This window comes from Burkholderia sp. Nafp2/4-1b (assembly GCF_003635165.1).
Classification (GTDB): domain Bacteria; phylum Pseudomonadota; class Gammaproteobacteria; order Burkholderiales; family Burkholderiaceae; genus Burkholderia.
Window position 1 is genome coordinate 105,932 of record NZ_ML058626.1, and the last position, 18,678, is coordinate 124,609.

20 protein-coding genes and 2 pseudogenes are annotated in these 18,678 nt (G+C 61.5%); 11 read left to right on the forward strand and 11 right to left on the reverse strand.

The features are described from left to right. Window positions 1-148 precede the first annotated feature (148 nt). On the reverse strand, window positions 149-1,054 hold the full coding sequence (locus tag C7H84_RS31705; protein ID WP_121862492.1) for a LysR family transcriptional regulator: 906 nt from the start codon (window positions 1,052-1,054) through the stop codon (window positions 149-151). A gap of 118 nt (window positions 1,055-1,172) precedes the next feature. Here C7H84_RS31705 and C7H84_RS31710 point away from each other — a divergent pair, with 118 nt between their 5' ends. The 3 genes from C7H84_RS31710 to C7H84_RS31720 all read left to right on the forward strand — a co-directional run bounded on the left by C7H84_RS31710 (window position 1,173) and on the right by C7H84_RS31720 (window position 4,520). Next, on the forward strand, window positions 1,173-1,763 hold the full coding sequence (locus tag C7H84_RS31710) for a flavodoxin family protein (protein ID WP_121862493.1): 591 nt from the start codon (window positions 1,173-1,175) through the stop codon (window positions 1,761-1,763). 79 nt (window positions 1,764-1,842) lie between these two features. After that, window positions 1,843-2,907, forward strand: coding sequence for an aldo/keto reductase (locus C7H84_RS31715; RefSeq protein WP_121862494.1), 1,065 nt, complete (start codon window positions 1,843-1,845; stop codon window positions 2,905-2,907). A 167-nt stretch (window positions 2,908-3,074) separates the two neighbouring features. After that, window positions 3,075-4,520: a DEAD/DEAH box helicase gene (locus tag C7H84_RS31720; protein ID WP_205611481.1), complete on the forward strand. Its 1,446-nt coding sequence runs from the start codon at window positions 3,075-3,077 to the stop codon at window positions 4,518-4,520. A 111-nt stretch (window positions 4,521-4,631) separates the two neighbouring features. Here the strand turns inward: C7H84_RS31720 and C7H84_RS31725 are convergent, their stop codons facing one another. The 8 genes and pseudogenes from C7H84_RS31725 to C7H84_RS31760 form a co-directional block, all read right to left on the reverse strand. Further along, window positions 4,632-5,231: a ParB/Srx family N-terminal domain-containing protein gene (locus tag C7H84_RS31725; RefSeq protein ID WP_121862496.1), complete on the reverse strand. Its 600-nt coding sequence runs from the start codon at window positions 5,229-5,231 to the stop codon at window positions 4,632-4,634. A gap of 503 nt (window positions 5,232-5,734) precedes the next feature. After that, window positions 5,735-5,996 (reverse strand): annotated as a pseudogene (locus C7H84_RS31730) (transcriptional regulator). Between the two features lie 162 nt (window positions 5,997-6,158). Then, window positions 6,159-6,476, reverse strand: a complete 318-nt coding sequence (locus tag C7H84_RS31735) for a hypothetical protein (RefSeq protein ID WP_121862497.1) — start codon at window positions 6,474-6,476, stop codon at window positions 6,159-6,161. Window positions 6,477-6,941: 465 nt separating this feature from the next. After that, window positions 6,942-7,268 carry a hypothetical protein gene (locus C7H84_RS31740; RefSeq protein ID WP_121862498.1) on the reverse strand — a complete coding sequence of 109 codons (327 nt, stop codon included), beginning with the start codon at window positions 7,266-7,268 and terminating at the stop codon, window positions 6,942-6,944. Window positions 7,269-7,683: 415 nt separating this feature from the next. Then, on the reverse strand, window positions 7,684-8,073 hold the full coding sequence (locus tag C7H84_RS31745; protein WP_121862499.1) for a limonene-1,2-epoxide hydrolase family protein: 390 nt from the start codon (window positions 8,071-8,073) through the stop codon (window positions 7,684-7,686). Window positions 8,074-8,147: 74 nt separating this feature from the next. Then, window positions 8,148-8,249 (reverse strand): annotated as a pseudogene (locus C7H84_RS37320) (alpha/beta hydrolase); the annotation flags it as partial. A 63-nt stretch (window positions 8,250-8,312) separates the two neighbouring features. Continuing rightward, window positions 8,313-8,915 (reverse strand): NAD(P)-binding domain-containing protein, encoded by a 603-nt coding sequence (locus tag C7H84_RS31755; RefSeq protein ID WP_121862500.1) that lies wholly within the window; start codon window positions 8,913-8,915, stop codon window positions 8,313-8,315. A gap of 35 nt (window positions 8,916-8,950) precedes the next feature. Next, window positions 8,951-9,703, reverse strand: coding sequence for a 3-oxoacyl-ACP reductase family protein (locus C7H84_RS31760; protein WP_121862501.1), 753 nt, complete (start codon window positions 9,701-9,703; stop codon window positions 8,951-8,953). 110 nt (window positions 9,704-9,813) lie between these two features. On the opposite strand from C7H84_RS31760, the gene C7H84_RS31765 reads away from it, so the two are divergent. Both C7H84_RS31765 and C7H84_RS36680 read left to right on the forward strand, forming a co-directional pair. Then, window positions 9,814-10,743: a LysR family transcriptional regulator gene (locus tag C7H84_RS31765; RefSeq protein WP_121862502.1), complete on the forward strand. Its 930-nt coding sequence runs from the start codon at window positions 9,814-9,816 to the stop codon at window positions 10,741-10,743. A 291-nt stretch (window positions 10,744-11,034) separates the two neighbouring features. After that, complete coding sequence (locus C7H84_RS36680) at window positions 11,035-11,502, forward strand: hypothetical protein (protein ID WP_162999429.1); 468 nt, start codon at window positions 11,035-11,037, stop codon at window positions 11,500-11,502. Window positions 11,503-11,607: 105 nt separating this feature from the next. Here the strand turns inward: C7H84_RS36680 and C7H84_RS31770 are convergent, their stop codons facing one another. Both C7H84_RS31770 and C7H84_RS31775 read right to left on the reverse strand, forming a co-directional pair. Further along, on the reverse strand, window positions 11,608-12,684 hold the full coding sequence (locus tag C7H84_RS31770) for an alkene reductase (protein WP_121862503.1): 1,077 nt from the start codon (window positions 12,682-12,684) through the stop codon (window positions 11,608-11,610). Window positions 12,685-12,706: 22 nt separating this feature from the next. Further along, window positions 12,707-13,474, reverse strand: a complete 768-nt coding sequence (locus tag C7H84_RS31775) for an SDR family oxidoreductase (RefSeq protein ID WP_121862504.1) — start codon at window positions 13,472-13,474, stop codon at window positions 12,707-12,709. A gap of 59 nt (window positions 13,475-13,533) precedes the next feature. Between C7H84_RS31775 and C7H84_RS31780 the strand changes: the two genes are divergently transcribed. From C7H84_RS31780 to C7H84_RS31810, 6 genes are all read left to right on the forward strand, one after another. Beyond that, window positions 13,534-14,523: a LysR family transcriptional regulator gene (locus C7H84_RS31780; RefSeq protein WP_240462151.1), complete on the forward strand. Its 990-nt coding sequence runs from the start codon at window positions 13,534-13,536 to the stop codon at window positions 14,521-14,523. 686 nt (window positions 14,524-15,209) lie between these two features. Next, complete coding sequence (locus C7H84_RS31790; protein ID WP_121862505.1) at window positions 15,210-15,788, forward strand: DUF4337 domain-containing protein; 579 nt, start codon at window positions 15,210-15,212, stop codon at window positions 15,786-15,788. Between the two features lie 115 nt (window positions 15,789-15,903). After that, window positions 15,904-16,785 carry an NmrA family NAD(P)-binding protein gene (locus tag C7H84_RS31795; RefSeq protein WP_121862506.1) on the forward strand — a complete coding sequence of 294 codons (882 nt, stop codon included), beginning with the start codon at window positions 15,904-15,906 and terminating at the stop codon, window positions 16,783-16,785. Window positions 16,786-16,816: 31 nt separating this feature from the next. Next, complete coding sequence (locus C7H84_RS31800; protein WP_121862507.1) at window positions 16,817-17,191, forward strand: hypothetical protein; 375 nt, start codon at window positions 16,817-16,819, stop codon at window positions 17,189-17,191. A gap of 72 nt (window positions 17,192-17,263) precedes the next feature. After that, entirely contained in the window at window positions 17,264-17,977 is a 714-nt protein-coding gene (locus C7H84_RS31805) for an SDR family oxidoreductase (protein WP_121862508.1), read from the forward strand. A 164-nt stretch (window positions 17,978-18,141) separates the two neighbouring features. Continuing rightward, the gene (locus C7H84_RS31810; RefSeq protein ID WP_121862509.1) at window positions 18,142-18,603 is read left to right on the forward strand and encodes a MarR family transcriptional regulator; all 462 of its coding nucleotides are present in this window, start codon (window positions 18,142-18,144) and stop codon (window positions 18,601-18,603) included. Window positions 18,604-18,678 lie beyond the last annotated feature (75 nt).

Sequence of the window (18,678 nt, forward strand, 5' to 3'; positions counted from 1 at the left end):
CGCGCGGACCAACACCAGCCTGGCACCGGTGAACGCGTTCGCGACGAAGGCTGAGAACGCGAGGCCATGTATTCACGCCAACCGTGCTTCATCGCAACCGACGCCGACGTTCGCGACAGTCTGGCCGCTTCAAACCACCACACCCTCCTCAAGCGAAATACGGCGCCAACACCCCTTCGATCCAGTCCATGAACGCCCGCACCCGCGGCGACAGATTGCGCCGATGCGCGACGACGAGCGACGCGGCGAGCGGCTCCGGACGCAGGTCGGGCAGCACCTCCACCAGCGCGCCGCTTGCGATGTGATTCGCGACTCCTGAATATCCGGCCTGAATCAACCCGATGCCGGCAAGGCCGGCCGCATGATAGGTCTGCACGTTGTTGACCTGCATCGCGCTCGGCAACGGCAGCGCCGCATAACCGTTGCCGGTCGGATATTCCCAGCCGACTGGCCGCGCGCCGAGTGTCAGCGAGTAGTGGACCATCCGGTGTCCCTGGCCGAGTAGATCGTCGAGCGTATGCGGTACGCCGTAGCGCGCCAGATAACCGGGGCTCGCCGCATTGATCATTCGCAACCGGCCCAACGGGCGGGCGATCAGCGTCTCGTCGACGATCGGACCGAGGCGAATCACGCAATCGAATCCCTCCTGCACGAGATCGACGCGCCGATCGGTGCTCGACAGTTCCAGTTCCAGCTCGGGATGCGCGTCCATCAGTTGCGGCAGCGCGGGAACCACGACGCTGCGTGCCAGCTCGGTCGGCATGTCGACGCGCAATCTGCCACGCAGCCGTGTGCCATGGCCGGAGAACATCGATTGCAGTTCCTGGACCTCGGCCAGCAGGTCCCTGGCGCGCGAATAGAACGCGCGGCCGTCTTCCGTCAGCTGCACGCTCCGGGTCGTCCGATGCAGCAGCGCCACGCCCACGTCGCGCTCGAGTCGACGGATCACCATCGACACACGTCCTTTCTGGATGCCCAGGCTTTCGGCCGCCCGCGTGAAGCTCGTCATTTCGGCGACACGGGCAAAGATCAACAGCGCATCGAGGTTTTGCATTGTTCACTCGGCGAGTAACAGTACGTTCAATCGGTTGTTATTTATAACCCAGTTGTGACTCAGTAGAGTGCTTTTCGATGTCGTCCTCCGACGACCACCTCAACGAAAGGACACAACCATGACGCAACACACCGCTCCGGTTAAGACGGTCGTCGTTTACCACTCCGGCTACGGGCATACCCGACGCATGGCCGCGGCGGTCGCCGAGGGCGCCGGCGCCGTACTCGTCGCCATCGATGCCGACGGCAACATTGCGGACGACGCATGGGACACGCTGGCAGGCGCGGATGCGATCCTGTTCGGCTCGCCGACCTACATGGGCGGCCCCAGCTGGCAGTTCAAGAAATTCGCCGATGCATCGTCGAAGGCGTGGTTCGAAAGCGCGTGGCGCAACAAGCTCTTCGGCGGCTTTACCAACAGCGCGAGCATCAATGGCGACAAGCTCAATACGCTCGAATACTTCGTGCTGCTCGCCGGGCAGCACGGCGGCATCTGGGTGAGCATGGACATCAAGCCGGCGAACCTGAAAGCGTCGACGCGCGACGACCTGAATCGCATGGGCGCCTATATCGCGCCGATGGCGCAGACGCCGGCCGATGCGTCGCCTGACGAGATGTCGACGGGGGACCTCGAGACCGCACGCCGCTACGGCGCACGCGTCGCGACGATCGCCGGACAGTTTCGGGCGGGGCAAGCGCGAAACGACTGAGGTCCAGGTTGGCGCGGTGCATCGTGTGCCGGACGCCGACCCGCCTTCTTTCCCGTCAATCCACCAGGACCTCGACCATATGAAATACAAGCAACTGGGCCGCACCGGCCTGTACGTCTCCGAACTTTGCCTGGGCACGATGACGCTGGGCGGCAACGCCGATGCCGGCATGTGGGCGGCGATCGGCGCCGTCGGTCAGGACGACGCGACCCGACTGATTGCGCGCGCACTGGCCGCGGGCATCAACTTCATCGATACCGCGGACGTGTACTCGTTCGGCCAGTCCGAACGCCTCGTCGGGCAAGCGCTCCGCGACCTCGGCATTCCGCGCGGCGATATCGTGCTGGCGACGAAGACGGCCGCCGCGATGGGCCCGAAGCCCAACGATCAGGGCGCGTCGCGCGGCCACATCATGGATTCCGTGCAGCGCAGCCTAGAACGGCTGCAGGTCGACCATATCGATCTTTACCAGATCCATGCGAACGACTCGGTCACGCCGATCGAAGAGACGCTGCGCGCGCTCGACGATCTGACGCGCCAGGGGCTGGTTCGCTATGTCGGCGTGTCGAACTGGCGCGCCGGAAAAATCGGCAAGGCGCTGGGCCTCAGCCAGGCGCTGCATGCAACGCGTTTCGAGACGCTGCAGGCCTACTATTCGATCGCCGGGCGCGACATGGAGCGCGAACTGGTGCCGCTCGCGATCGACGAGCAGATGGGGTTGCTCGTCTGGTCGCCGCTCGCCGGCGGGCTGCTGTCGGGGAAGTTCGGGCCCGGTGCGCCGACGGAGGAAGGTTCGCGGCGCAGCCATTTCGACTTTCCGCCGGTCGATCTGGAGCGGGCCTGGCCGTGCGTGGCCGCGATGCGCGCGATCGCCGACGCGCGTGGGGTCTCGGTCGCCCGGATCGCGCTCGCGTGGCTGCTCGCCAAGCCGCATGTGACGAGCGTCATCGTCGGCGCCAAACGGGCCGAACAGCTCGAAGACAATCTCGGCGCGGTCGATGTCGTGCTGACCGAGGACGAGCTTGCGGGGCTGGACGCCGTGAGTGCTTTGCCGCCGAGCTATCCCGGCTGGATGATCGATCGGCAGGAGGCGGGGAGGGCGCCGCAGCCTTTTGTGCGCGCAGCGTCGAAACAGGCGCGCTGACGTCACGGCGATTACCGGGGCCGGGCGGTCGCAATCGACCGCCCGCGCTGTCATGAGCGCTTCGCGATTCGACGTGATTTGCATCGATCTTTTCGCCGATCGGTCCGCGCGATGCGGTCGCCGCGGCGGTAACGGCTAAAATTGCGGTTTTAGCCCGGAACACGCCCATGTCTTTTGCCTCGCTTGGCCTGATCGATCCCTTGCTGCGGAATCTGCAGGGCCTCAACTACCAGACACCGACGCCGGTGCAGGCCAAGGCGATTCCCGTTGTGCTCGGCGGCAAGGACGTCATGGCCGCGGCGCAGACCGGCACCGGCAAGACGGCCGGTTTTGCGCTGCCGTTGTTGCAACGGCTGGTGCAGCACGGCCCGGCAGTGTCCAGCAACCGGGCGCGCGTGCTGGTGCTCGTGCCGACGCGCGAGCTGGCCGAACAGGTGCTGCAGAGTTTTGTCGAGTACGGCAAAGGCCTCGACTTGCGGTTTTTGGCCGCGTACGGCGGTGTGAGCATCAACCCGCAGATGATGAAGCTGCGTAAAGGCGTGGATGTGCTCGTGGCCACGCCGGGGCGTTTGCTGGATCTGAATCGACAGAACGCCGTGCAGTTCGATCAGGTTCAGACGCTGGTGCTGGATGAAGCCGATCGCATGCTCGATCTGGGTTTCGCGCGCGAGCTCAATGCCGTTTTTGCCGCGTTGCCGGTGCAGCGTCAGACGCTGCTGTTCTCGGCGACGTTCACCGACGACATCCGCGCGATGGCGGAGAGCATTCTGCGCAGCCCGGTCAACATCAGCGTCAGCCCGCCCAATGTCACCGCCAGCAAGATCAAGCAGTGGGTGGTGACGGTCGACAAGCGGAACAAGCCCGACCTCTTCATGCATCTGGTCGCCGAGAACAAGTGGGACCACGCGCTGGTGTTCGTCAAGACGCGCAATGGCGTGGATTACCTGGCGGCGATGCTGGATGAAGCGGGTTATGCGGTCGACACGATTCACGGCGACAAGCCGCAGCCGGCGCGCTTGCGTGCGCTCGAGCGGTTCAAGAACGGTGAAGTGCAGATGCTGGTTGCCACCGATGTGGCGGCGCGCGGGCTGGATATCGATGACCTGCCGCTGGTGATCAACGTGGATCTGCCGATCGTCGCGCAGGATTATGTGCACCGTATCGGGCGTACCGGGCGCGCGGGGGCGAGCGGCGTGGCGGTTTCGCTGGTGTGTGCCGATGAGGCTCCGCAACTGGCGGCGATCGAAGCGCTGATTCGGCAGACGCTGCGTCGGGAAGAAGAGCCCGGGTTCGAGGCAGAGCATCGCGTGCCGGAAACCAGCGCGACGGGGCAGATCATCAAGAAGCCTAAAAAGCCCAAGAAGCCGAAAGTGCCGCAAGGCGGGGCGGGGGCTGGGGCTGGGGCTGCGAAGAAAGCGCGGCCGCAAGGTGGTGAAGGCAAGCGCAAGACGGACGGGCAGCGTGCCAGCGCTGGGCGTGCGGACGCAAGCGTGTTGAACGGGAGTCCGTTCAGTCTGCAGAAGCCGCGCGGCAAACCTGCCGGCAAGCCAGCGGCGGGTGCGCGCAAGCCGGCCGGAAAGCCCGCTGGCGGCCGTGGTAAGCGTCAACCCTGATCCGGGGCGAGGCGAAAATTCACGCCCGACGCCGTCAACGATCGATGCGTGTTCCTGGCGGCTCCGCCCGAGAGTGCCGGGCATCGGATCCCGTTGCGGCGGCTTGCGTGCTCACGGTAGCTTCGCGCCAAGATAGCCCGGCATGCGTTGGGCTGTTTTGCTGCGGGAAATCTTGATCGCCCTGAGCAATGCCAAAGAGAACGACCCCGCTTCCTTGTCGGGCGCAGCCACATGCTTGCGCAGGAAATCCGACCACACGAAAGTGGCGAATGCACGCGTCGGCTTGCGGTACGCGCCTGCACGCTGGGCAAACGCCGCCAGGCTGTGGTACGGGTCATCGACCAGACCGTGGAGCGTCGATGGCAGGTCGTCGATGCTGCATCGCCTGCCCTGGTCATCGAAAGGATGCACCCATCGCCTCGATTGCATTTTCCTCCAGAAGCGCTGACCCCCGAGGTGGTGCCAGTCGGCGACGACAGTAACCGGAGCGTCGGCATAACCCAGATCCACCCACGCGCGCGCCCAGTGATGATGGTCGATGATATAAAGCGCGTTGTGCGGACCGACGACGACGCGGATCGCGTGATCTCGCATGAACCGCTTGAGCCGGGTGCCGGTGTAGCGAGCAGTGATCAACGCCTTGGCATGCACGTAGTCCATGCCGATCGTGATTTGGGTCGGTCTCAATATCGATAACGGTACCCGGTACATGGCATGGCCTCGACGTTGTTGTCGGTGCGCGTCGCCGATCGGACCGGCGGCGGACCGCTCCCGTTTTCAGTCTCGCAATGTTGATTCAATCGATTTCATACGGCGTCGCGCAACCTGTAGCACCGGGTTCCCGGTACCGGGCGCGGGCCGCAGCAGCGGCCTGCCAGGAACGTGCGTGTGCCGGACGCGCGCAAATACGGTGAAGCGCGCTCAATTGGACCGGCAGCAAGAAGTGCTCCCGAGCTTGGGGTGGCAGGTTGGCAGGGCTTCGTAGCCTCGCGTCCCGCGGCCGGGTTGACTCGGCAGTCAATTGTGCCGCGGTCGTCTGTTGAGCGCTGTCGGCCAGCAACGGACGCTCGTCCGCGCTTTCACAAGGACGTTGGAACGTCGGTTCCGCCCAGCCAACCGACCTTCGCGCGCCAACTGACGCGGGGTAGACGGGCGAGCGGTCGCGCGATCAGGTTCGGGTTGGCGGCTCACCCACGCTCCGACGAAATTCGGGATCATTGCGGTCTATCGAAGACGCCCGCTTCGAGATCTTTCCTGAAATGCTGTAGCCAATCGCTTTCGTCACCGTTCGCGTATTCCCTCGTAATATGCGTCGAAAAACCTGGATATGGTGACATAGCCCTGTAGACCAAGGTTCTCGTCACCCTTCGGATCCGTCGTATCCGTTTCCAGAACATTGAAATCGCCTTCTGCCAAACCGTGGCGCTCCAGCGTCGCCAGAAACGGCTTGTGTTCATCCGTTTCGATTAGCCGCATGTTCGCCCTCTTTGTGTTCAACGGCGATGTCGTGGGACCCGACCGCGACGGGAACCGACTGCACCCGCTCAAGCATTGAAATCATGCGCATCGAACCCATGAGGTACACGTCACAATCCCCGTATGCGGCGCTACCAGGAAGCGAGCATGGTTGCTCCGGTTTTATCGTCTGGGCCCTTTCATACCTTCCGACTCCATGGCCGCATTCCACTCCTCAATCGCCTCGATGGGATCCATCGCTTCGTCAAGCGACGCCGTTGCGCGCTCGGCGGCTGCTCTAGTTTCGTCTACCGGGAAGGCGACATCTCCGTCGCCGTCACCCGGGGGCTGCAGCATGTCATTGAGCATCGCGCTCAACTCCGACGTGTCCCATGGCAGCCCACGCCGAGTTCGGTCCTTTATGTAATGCCTCACTTCCGCGTCCTGCTCCGCGGTGAGCGGCAACCCTCGGAAGGTGCTTTGGGGGTCAGAGTTAGCCATCCCTTTCTCCTGCTTCTATTACTTTTTCAGTGTACTCGCCATTGCGACCACGAGAGCCGTGATCGCGGCGCTCTTGCGCCCGATCGAATGTGTGGCAGCGACAGGCAACAGGCGGCCAAGTGCAGTCGTTCGCCTTCATGCTCGAACGGACATTCAAACGGCCGATCGGCATAAAACTGCGGTCGTTCGCAGACCTGTTACCCCTAGGCGGTCTTCCGCCAAAGAAGGTCGGGAATTGCATGTATGCGCTTGCAGGAGCGCGGCGCCCCAGAGTTGGGCAGACTTGCAGCTCGTCGTTCCGCGAGTAGTCCTGCTCGCACCCGCCAAACGTCTTGACTTACATCGGGTTCGAAGCGGGGGAAGAACCGCTTGAAATATGGATCGAGGGCGGCGGAGATCAGCGCGAATGTCCCCGCCGCAGGTCGCCCACGCGCGCGGCGACCACTCACATGACGCGAAATCAAATTAATGTAGCTGCTTCTTTAGATCTTGCAGTTCAGCGTGGACCGAACTGACTGCCTTCTTGATCTTGGCATTGATATTGGCACCGCGTTCGCACGCTTTTTCCGCGCTGTTGCCGATCCGCTCAAGATCGTCCACCCATTGGCGCATGCGATCCTGATCTTTCGAAGCCATCACTTTCTTTGCCGACGCGGACTGTTGATCTAGCTGATCAACGCACTCGACGAGGTCCTTGGGGAGAGTAGCGTCTGCATGGCAGGTTTGCGAAGCCTGCTCGATGGATTGCTGCAGGTGCGTGAAACGCTTCTGGATTTCGCTGGCTTGCATCATGGTGACACTCCTTTGTGAAAGCGTGTCCGACACTCTAAAACGAGCCTGGCGCACTTGCGGTGTACTGCTCCGGCGCCAATGTTGCCACCTCCGTGCGCTTGAGCCAGCCGGCATGCAGCGTCGGTGCTCTGGCGCCGGTCGAAGGATGGCAGACTTTCAGTATAGGCCTTGCCGCTCATCACGCAGGCACGGTGCCGAACGTCTGTTCCAGCCGAGCTGCTGTCCTTTAGATGCCTGTTTGGATGGCCGGACCGCTCGGTTAGCTGCCCCTGAAAGCCCGACCCGGCGACCCGCGGCAGTGGGTCGAGTTCTGCCGACCGTGTCGGGCGGTAGCCGGCCAGTTGCGGCCAATCGATACAGCGCTGCCCAAGACGCTCGAATGTCCGTTCAACGCCGCAAGCAGACGCTGAGCAGATTATGTTTGTATCTGCTTCAACTGCCGCTCGAATGCGGCGGGGTCGAAATAGTCCCGCCATACGGTAATGATTCCGTCTTCGATAGTCAGCGTACCCATCACCGGAAGCGTGATTCTTCCGCCGCGTTCGTGAAGGAAGACGTCGATACGCTCGTTCAATACAACGTTTCCGTTCGCGGCAATTTGTGTAACCTTCCAGTCAACGGTGAAGGTTTTTCCAATGCCAAAATCCTTGTGGAATTTACGTACATTGTCACGCCCAATGATGTCGGGGAAAGGCACGTTATCGTAAAGCACGTCCTCCGCCAGCATTGAGAGTGCCTCGTCGATTCGATTGGCACTCCAGTGATTAAAGAATTCGATTGCGACATCGACAGGTTTGGCTAGCATGGTTTCTCCGAAGCACGAAGCGCTCGAATCGCATCAACAGTCGATTCGATTGGTGGCCCGCGCAAGTTGTGAAGTTAGGCTTTGATGAAGGCCAGCAGTATGGAGTTAAGCACGTCCGTATTTACAGTCAGCATGCCGTGCGAGAATCCTGGAAAGGTCATCAATGTGCCGGGCCGAGACCGGTGCTCGGCATCGGCGTGAAGATTTGCTGCCGGTAAATCTGAAACGCGGGTTGCGGGTCAGTCGAACTTCACGAGATTGAGAGATGGCAAGGGACCTCCGGGGAATTGAACAAGGCGCGCACCAATCGCGAGAGAGCCTAGGTCAATGCCGAAGAAACCAAGTCGCTCAATCAATGTACCGACGACGTACTTGGCTTCCAAATCGTCGCCGGAATAAAACAACACCCGCTTGCCCCCCTCGCTTGAGGGGTCGCCAGACAACAGGTGTGGTTGAAGATGGTTGAATCCCTTAACCACCCGGGCACCGGGGACCAAATCGGCGACAACTTCGCTTGATGAGCGTGTTCCAAGGTCTATAGGCTTGAACAAAGGTGCTTCGATCGGATTGTTGGTGTCAACAACGACCCGTCCTTCGAAATTGGGCAGTCCATCAAGTGCAGCCGGCAATTTAGACCAGGGCACGGCGATGAACACGATTTCCTTCGACGCGGCCTCTTCGCGGGTGCCCGGCTTAACGAGTGGACCGATAGCCGCGGTCAATTCGCGCAGACTTTCTGCACCGCGGCTATTCGACATGGTGACCTCGATTCCCTTTCGAGAAAGCGCTGTTGCTATGGCTGCGCCGATTTTCCCTGCACCAATGATGCCGATGGTAGTCATCAGAACGCTCCTTAAGGTTTTTGAAGAGTTGAGCGTTAGGCGGTGAATCCACCGTCCGCGATAATGTCCGCACCAGTAACGAACCCAGATTCCGGACTTGCGAGATAGGCAACGACGCTCGCGATTTCATCCGGGCGCCCGTAACGACCAATTGCCATGCCAGGACCGACGATTGCCGCAACAGGGCCATCGGCCGGGTTCATGTCGGTATCGGTCGGCCCGGGATGAACGGTATTCACTGTGATGCCTTTCGGACCAAGGTCACGGACGAGGCTACGGTTGAAGCCGGTAATTGCACCCTTGGTGAGTGTGTACACAGCTGCCGTCGGAAACGCCGCATATCGGGTCATTGAAGAGCCGATGTGGATGATGCGACCTCCTCGCTTCATGTGGCGAACTGCTTCTTGTGTCGCCACAAATACACCTGTCACATTGACGGCGAGCATTCGCTCGAAGTCCTCGAGCTTATAGTCCTCGATGGGCGCATTGATTGCCATGCCGGCGTTGTTCACAAGAATATCGATGCCACCGAACGATTCGACCGTTTTGGAAACTGCGGCGCGTACGGCTTCTGGACTACCTGCATCCGCCTGGATTGCCATAGCCTTGCCGCCCGCTTTGGTGATTTCGCTCACGACTTGTGCAGCGCGTTCCGGCGAGGCACTGTATGTCAATGCAACGGTCGCACCGTCAGCAGCGAGGCGCTTCGCGATTGCAGCGCCGATAGAGCGAGAGCCGCCTGTGACCAGAGCGATTTTTCCGGCAAGGGTGTGAGTGGTGTTGCTCATTGCTTGACTCCAGGGAATTTAGAAAGTGACGCAACTATGGCCTTTTTCGTCATCAACGATTAGTATCAACATGCTTGATTTACTTTCAACGATGACTTGAAGGTTGATGCATGGAAACCTTGGCTAATCTGGAGTCGTTTGTTCGAAGCGCCGAGTTGGGAAGTTTTTCCGAGGCGGCCCGTTGGCTGTCAATTACGCCAGCCGCGGTGAGCCGGAATGTGGCGATGTTGGAGCGAAACCTCGGTGTGCGACTGTTCCACCGGTCAACGCGACACTTGACCCTGACTGAGGCGGGGGAATCTTTTCGGCTTGCCATCGCGGATAACCTCTTCGGAATTCAGGCGGCAATCGCTGGCGTCGCCAACGAAGGAGGGGAACCCAGTGGGGCCCTTAAAGTGAGCTTGTCGCCAACGTTCGGGCTGGCGCGCATCCTGCCGTTGTTGCCGCCTTTTCTTGAGCGGTATCCGCGCATCCGACCGGAGTGGCACTTTGAGAACCGCCAGGTTGACTTGGTTGCGGAAGGTTACGATGCAGCCATTGGCGGCGGCTTTGAACTCCTGCCATCCGTTGTTGCTCGGCCGCTTGCACCGGCGCATGTAATTGCAGTCGCGTCACCGGCTTATATGGATGGCAAGACGCCGCCGCACAGCCCGGCGGGCTTGCAGGCGTTTAAAGGAATCGTGATGCGGTCGCTCCAGTCGGGCCGCATCCGGCATTGGACGATGCGGGACGTTGCGGGAAAGGAAGAAGTTGCTCAACTTCAGCATTCATTTATCGTGAACGACCCGGCGGCAATGCTGGAAGCTGCCTTGCTTGGCATGGGGGTGGCCATGCTGGCGACTGCTGACGCGCTGGATGGACTGGAAAGTGGCGCGTTGGTCCGGTTAGTGCCACGCTGGTACGCGGATGCCGGCGCAATATCCATCTACTATTCGTCGCGAACCCTCCTGCCTTCAAAGACGCGAGTTTTCGTGGACTGGGTGGCCAAGGCCTTCGAAGAACAAAGGCTTGCAGAGCGCTTCGCGGGCAGCCTTACATGAGACCTCAAAAGCCCAACGCTCCAGACGCATATCCGAGGCTGCTGTACCAGAACGTCTGCTCTTGGCCGTGATCCTTCGTCGAAGCACTACGCCGTCGAACGGCGCTTACGGGTCGGGTGCGGCCGCCCACGTCGGGCAGCGGTCGGCCAACTTGAGACATTCGACGCGGGTGTACAAATCGTCGACAATCGTTCTGCGCATCGCCGGATGACTATGAGCGTTCGGTGTGCCGAAGTGCAGTTGCGTGCGGTTTGGCCGTACCCGCGCACCGGCCAAAAGGGGTCAGCGGATATGAGCAGACAGGTTATCGGACATCACCGGACGAAGATCGTGAAGAATGTTCTAGCCCATCTTGTTGCTGCAGCTGTCGCCCCACTGATTATTCCGTTCACGAGCGGATGGCTGTTCTTCCTGCTGCACGAGTGGTTTTATCCTTCGGTGTGGGGCCTGCCGCGGCTTCAGTCACTCATCGGCGTCTCGATCAACAGCACGGCCGTTGGTTATTTCTTCACTTGGTTTTACGGGCTGCCGCTGGCAGCCATTCTTCAGTGGGTGAACCGCTACCAATTCAGTTATCTATTGGTTGCGAGTTCACTGCCAGCGCTGAGTCTTCCCTTCTGGCAGACGGAATGGACAATTTCCGTTCTCCCCGTATGGATTGCCGGAGCTTCGACCGCGTATGTCTTCTGGCTTTTGACACGCCGTAAAGCCCGACGAGATCCTCCATTTGACACCCTCACTTCACGTGCTCACGGCTGAGCCGGTCGGCGAAGGTCCGCTCTTGCAAGTAGCAACGATTGCTAGGGGGGCGGAGACAGCCGATCGTGTCAGGCGGCAGCCGCCCAGGAGCGGACCTTCATCTGTTCAGGCTAGAGCGGGGTAGTCGAGATAGCCTTCGGGCCCCTGCGTGAACCACAACTCGCCCATATCGGCCGCCAACGGAGCGCCTGCGCTGAAACGCAGTGGCAAATCCGGATTTGCGATGAACGGGCGGCCGAAGGCGATGGCGTCCGCCTCGTCGCTGGAGATAGCCGCCACCGCGCGATCGAGACCGTAATCCGAATTCAGGATGGTCACGCCTGCGAATGCCTTCCTGATGGCAGGCGAGAAGGCCGGCCGATCAGAAGCGCCAAAAGTCCCGTCTATCGGGGGCTCGCGTAGTTCCAGATGCGCGACGCCGAGTACCGAAAGTGTTCGAGCCGCCGCAACGAACACGGGTTCCGGATCGCTGTCGCGCACACCCTGGTCCGTGCCGTTGGGCGTGAGCCGTACCCCGGTGCGGCCAGCGCCGGCTATTTCGATCACAGCCTGCGTGACTTCTTTGAGCAGCCGGACACGATTTTCGACGCTGCCACCGTAGGCGTCGTTCCGGAAATTGGTGCCGTCGCGCAAGAACTCGTCGATCAGGTAGCCGTTGGCGGCGTGCACCTGCACCCCATCGAACCCTGCGCGCAATGCATTTCGCGTAGCGCGGCGAAAAGCGTCGAGCAGCGCGGGCACTTCGTCTGCGCGCATGGGTCTGCCCGTGACATAGGGCTGCTTACCGTTATAGGTATGTGCGTGTCCCGGCGCGGTCGTGCCCGACGCCGATAACGGCTGAACGCCGCCATTGAAGCTGGGATGCACGGTGCGCCCCATGTGCCAGAGCTGCGCGATGATGCGCCCGCCGGCCGCGTGTACGGCGTCGGTTACCCGCAGCCAGCCTGCGACCTGTTCGTCGGACCAGAGGCCCGTTGCGAAGGGCCATCCCAATCCCTGCCGAGAGATACCGATCGCTTCGCTGATGATGAGTCCGGCGCTCGCGCGCTGGGCGTAATACTGCGCCATGATCGATGTCGGCAAGTGATCTCGCGTACCGCGCGCGCGGGTCATGGGCGCCATAAAGATGCGGTTGGGCGCTTCGATGTCGCCCAGCCGAATCGGGTCGAAAAGCGTGGTCATGTCTTTCTCCGTTGACTTTGGGTTACACGAGGCGCGCGCCACCATCGACGTTGAGCGTCGCTCCGTTCATGAAGCCATTGGTCATCAGAAACACCACGCCCGCGCCGGCTTCGCTGGCGCTGCCGAGTCGATGCAGCGGCAGCGTCTTCTCCATATTCGCGACGACCGCATCACGCGCGTCACCGAGCGCCTTGCTCAGGATCGGTGTGTCGATCGGACCAGGCGACAGTGTGTTGACGCGCACCGGCGCCAGTTCGAGTGCCAGGCCGCGCGCAAGCGCTTCCATCGCGGCGGACGCCGCCGCGAGCACCGCGGTGCCGTAGGCGTTCGGACGGTCGGCGAGACTGCCCGAGATCAAAGTGATCGAGCCATCGGCGCTCAACCGTTCTCCCAGGGCGCGAATGACGTGCACGGCCGCCCAGATGCGCTCCTCGAACGCGATCCGGAGATGCGCTACGTCCGCCTCGCGTACCGTCCCTGCGACGAAGGTGCCCGCCAGCAAAACCAGATGATCGACGCTCGGAATGTCGCGTACCGCCTGCTGTAGAGCGTCTGCGTCGGTCACGTCGGCCGCGCGCCATCCGGCGAAGCCATGTTGCGCGGCGACGCGTTGAGCCGTATCCGCCGATCGGCCGACGACGATGACTTCCGCGCCCGCCCGTTTCGCCTGGATAGCCGCGTCGAGCCCGATGCCCGACGTCCCGCCAAAGATAAGTGCGGTCTTGCCTGCCAGCGCGTGGTGGGCGACTTCCGCGTCCTGTACGTCCTGCGTTTTGGTCTTTGCGTTCATTTCCTTCTCCTGTTTGACTTCGCCGGTTTGGCGTCGATGGAAGAAGGTTAATTCGCGAAATGGTGCTTGATAATCAGGCCGTCTTTCGCTTTAATGATGCCATCATGGAACAAATTGCCATCGAAAGACTGACTGGACTGATTGCTTTTGCGCGTGCCGCATCGCTTGGCAGCTACACGGCCGCCGCGCGTTCGCTGTCCGTTTCGCCATCGGCCATCAGCAAGAGCATTCAGCGGCTAGAGCAGCATTTCGGACTCAGGCTGTTCAGCCGGACTACGCGCTCGCTGACGCTGACACCGGAGGGGCGGGACCTTCTGGAGCGCACGCACCGGTTATTGCGCGAGGCGGAAGGTATCGAGCAAGGCGTTGCGGCTGCGCGCGCGGAGCCGGCCGGAACGCTCAAGGTGACGGCGCCGTTGCCCGTCGGCGTGAACATCCTTGCGCCCGCATTGACGATGTTCCGCCGGCAGCATCCGAAAGTGACCGTCGATGTCCGCCTGAGCGATCGTTACGTCGATCTGATCGAAGAGGGCGTGGATGTCGCCATTCGGGTCGGCGACCCCGGCGACACGCGATTGATTGCGCGTCGTCTTGCACCGCATCGGATTTGTGCGTTTGCATCGCCTGAATATCTGCAGGAGCGAGGCGTGCCGCAGCATCCGAATGACCTCTTGCAGCACGACTGCGTGAACTTCAGATATCAGTCGACAGGGCTGGAGGCGGCATGGCCATTCAACGTGGGAGGCAAACTCGTTGAGTTCACGCCTGCGTCGGGTTTGATTCTTGACGTCAGCGACGCGATTGCCGTGGTGTTGGCCACGGGTGCCGGAATCGGGATTTCGACGACGTACATCGCAGCGCCTTACATTAAAAGGCGCGAACTCGTACCGGTGCTGCATGAATTCGCCTATGACCGATTCCATCTACATGCCGTGTGGCCCGAGAGCCGCCGCAGCAATCCGGCGGTGAAAGCGTTTGTCGGATTTTTGCAGGACATCTTTCCGTCTCCCACCCCCTGGGACGTGCTGGTGCAGGCTCATGCTTCCTAGCGCTTGTCGTCGAGGAATACGGCGGCCATCGGTTGGATGTGCGATCCGTCTTACGCTCGTCCCTCGTCGCATCGAATCTTTGCGCCTTAACCGAACCGCCGAAAACTCTCCATCACAAAGTCGATAAACACACGCGTTTTCGCGGGGTAGCAGCCGCCGCGAAGCGTTGTAAAAGGAAATCATGCCCGCGTCTGAATGCAATTCGGGCAGCAAACGCACGAGCTTGCCGCCGGCAGATCCGGCAGTACGCTGGGAAGCACCAGCATCGCGACACCCAGACCGACTCTGGCGGCTTCGCGCATGGAAGCGGGATCGTTCATCACGTGTCGACGATCACCACAATTGTTACTTGTACGATCTCGGCTATTGTTTTTGCGCGCGCGAGCTCCAGCCTACTTGAGCGAGACGGAGACCGTGAACGGCCGCTTCAGGAAACCACGGCTGGCCGTTGTGGGTCGACTGCTGTCGACGCACACTTGAGAACCGCCAATTCATTCACAATGTCGAACCGTCGCCCGTTCGGCGGGAGTCGGCGCAGACCATCGTCAGATCGTTCCCGCTGTCGCCCGAACGGGCTGCCCCCAACCGACCTGCGACCCGGCGACAGTGCCACCCCTTTTGCTACCCGCTGCTCACGTGCGTGAGAAGCGCGTACAAGCCCTTCAACTCACGCGAACCTTCCCGTTATGCCAGAAGATTTCGAAGTTCACGGCCCGCACGATCATGCAGTAGAGCACCCTGCCGCGCATGGAGAAGACCACGGAGCGGCGCGCATCGCCGTGATGACGGCTGTCCTGGCCTGCATCGGCGCGATTTCCGCATACCAGAGCGGGGCGGATGAGAATTTCGCATTGCTGCACAAGAACGAGGCCGCGATCCAGAAAACCGAGGCGGCCAACCTGTGGGCCTATTACCAGGCAAAGGGCGAAAAGCAGAATCTGGCCGAGCTCGGCGCGGCCCTGAGTCAGGAAGGATCGCCGCAACGAAAGCGTTTCGAAGCGGACGCGGCGCGGTATCGCGCAGACAAGGAGCCGATCCGCACCCACGCCGAAGCGCTCGAGCGAGAAGTCGTGAAGAGCAATGCTGCAAGCGAGGAGCGGCTACACCGGCACCATCGGTGGGCGCAGGCCACGACCATCATCCAGATCTCAATCGCGCTTGCCGCGATCACGATTCTCACGCGGCGGACATGGATGCAACGCCTGTCGATGGGGGCTGCCGCGATCGGCATCGTCCTGACAGGGCTGGCGTTCTTCGGTGTGTAAGGTTCGAGAGTGACGTTTTCCGCGGTGCCTACCAAAAAACTTGACGGTGAGAGCATATGCTCCTATTCTTTGTCTCAAGGGAGCATATGCTCTCACTTTCAAACGGAGCGAAGCGATGAACGAGCCTGAGATCCTTGTGAGCGGTGCAACCGGCCGCACCGGCGGTATTGCCATTGACGAACTGCTCAAGATGAACAAACGCGTGCGGGCCTATGTGCGTACGGATGACGATCGGGCGGCAGCCCTGAGGCAGCGCGGTGTCGATGTCGCGATCGGCGACTTCACCGACATCGACGCCATTCGGGCAGCGATGGAAGGTATCCGGTCGGTGTATTTCCTTCATCCGATCGCGCCGGGCATCATCGGGGCCGCGGCGTATTTCGCGCAGGCAGCAAAGGAAGCGGGCGTCACGGCGATCGTCAACATGTCGCAGATTTCCGCGCGCCGGGAGTCGATGAGCCACGCGGCCCAGGATCACTGGGTCTCCGAACAGGTTTTCGATTGGTCGGGTGTCGCGACGACTCATTTGCGCCCGACCTTCTTTGCCGACTGGCTCGTCTATCCGCATTTTGCGCGGGAGATCTGGGCCACGAAGAAGATCGAATTTCCGTTTGGCGACGGCCGTCACGCGCCCATCGCCAGCGACGATCAAGGGCGCGTGATCGCCCATCTGCTCGCCAATCCCGAAGGCCACGAGGGCAAGACCTACACGCTCCACGGCCCCGTCGAGATGAACCACGTCGAGATCGCAGCCGCGATGAGCGAGGTTCTCGGCACCAGGATCGAATATGCGCCGACTTCCATCGAGGAGTTCCGGATCAAGATGGAAACCCTTTACAAGTTTCCGCCGTTCCTCACGCAGCATCTGGTCGAAGTCGCGCAGAACTACCGCGACGGCATCTTCTCGGGTACCAACGACGCCGTCGAGAAGATCACCGGAACGCCGGCGCTGTCGGTCCAGCAGTTCGTCGCGAAATATCGGGCCGCATTCGTGTGAACGTCCTTGAAACGAATCGAGGGGTTTGAGAATGTCACCCATCCAACCTGATCGTCATCCGTTTCTCGATGATCTGACGGCCGACGCCGAGCTGGTCAGCTCGGTGTTGCGCGCGCCCGTAATCGGGCGCGACGAAATCCGGCTTGCCGTCGACGCCGTCGGGACCTTTTACCTCTCGCAGACGCCAACTTTCGTACAAGCCGCGGGCTCGCGGCTTTTTCTCGAATACGAGGCCGTACTGACGAGCGGCGAGACGTTGAGCGCGGTCGTGGTCGTCGATCGCAACGCCGACGGCTCGGTGCCGCGCGTCAGCGTGCGGATGAGCCCGCTTGGCGCCGTACTGACGCTCGCGACCCATCTGCGGGAGTCGCTTTCGAAGCAGTTTCCGGAGCACGTCTTTCTTTGAATCACGCACCCGCGCGCTCGTGGATGGCGTCGACATTCCCTCGGCACGCGGCCTTTGAATACGGAGCTTGTCATGGATATCAAGAACGCCAAGGTCTTCATCACCGGTGCCAATCGCGGCCTGGGTCTCGCTTTTGCACGCGAGGCGCTGCGGCGCGGGGCGGCGAAAGTGTACGCGGGTATGCGCAACACGAGCGGTTTCGAGGAGCCGCGCATTGTGCCGGTCAGGATCGATGTCACCGATCCGGCGTCGATCGCCGAGGCGGCGAAACTGGCGGCCGATACGACTCTGCTGATCAACAACGCGGGCATTGCCGCCCTGATCGACGGGCCTTTGGCGGCTGACGTGCAAGTGCAGTCCGCCCGCTTGTTCGATACCAACTACTATGGCGTGGTGCGCGTCACACAGGCCTTCGAACAGATTCTGGCGGCCCAGCCGCATGCCGCGATCATCAACGTGCTTTCCGACATCGTGTGGCTCCCGCGGCCCTATCTGACACCGTATGCCGCGTCGAAAGCCGCCGCCTGGAGCTACACGAACCAGCTTCGCTTTCACCTGCGCGAGCGTGGCATCCAGGTTCTCGGCCTGCACGTCGGGTTCGTCGATACCGATCTGACCAACGGCATCGATGTGCCTAAAGCCAAGCCCGAGGACGTCGTGCGACAGACCTACGACGCGCTCGCGGCCGGCAAGAGCGAGGTCATGGCCGACGAGGGGACAGCGGTGCTGAAGAGCACGCTCGCGGCCGAGATGCCCGGCTACATCACACCGCCGGCAGGGCTTTGAACACCGCAGTCGACACGGGCCGGAGTCGGCGGCGAGCCACGAGGTACGCAGATCGTGCGCAAGCGCTGTCGCTCCCGGCTTTCATCGACAGACAGACACCACCGTACCTTCGCGCGACGCGCGCGTAGCGTTCGCGCAATTAACCGAAATCAGGAGTGAAAGAGATGTTGCCCGTGAACCAGCCGCTCGGAATCGATCAATGCAACTGCTTCGCCGTCAGGAAGGCGAGCAGGCAGATCTCCCGACTCTACGATAGCCATCTCGAGCCCTCGGGCCTGCGCATCACGCAATTCCTCACGCTGGCCGCCCTGGACGAAGTGGGAAGTACCCCGGTCAACGCCCTTGCCGAGCGGCTCGATATCGAACGAACGGCGATGGGGAAAATGGTCGGCTTCCTGGAGCGCGACGGCTTCGTCACGATCAAGCCTTCGCCCACCGACGGCCGAAGCCGCCTTGTCGAACTGACCGAGGAGGGGCGGCGCCTGCACGAAAAAGCGTCCCCACTCTGGCAGGAGGCGCAACGGGAGTTCGAGCGACTGAACGGCGCGGACAATGTTACGGCGTTGCGGGAACGGTTGAGAGCGGTGCACATTGGCGACGTGTCGATGCGTTCGTCGCAGGACTAGGCCCTCCGGATCCATTGCGGCAACAACGTCGATCGTCAAACAAGTCGTCATTCGAGGAGCGGCTATGAAGTCCGC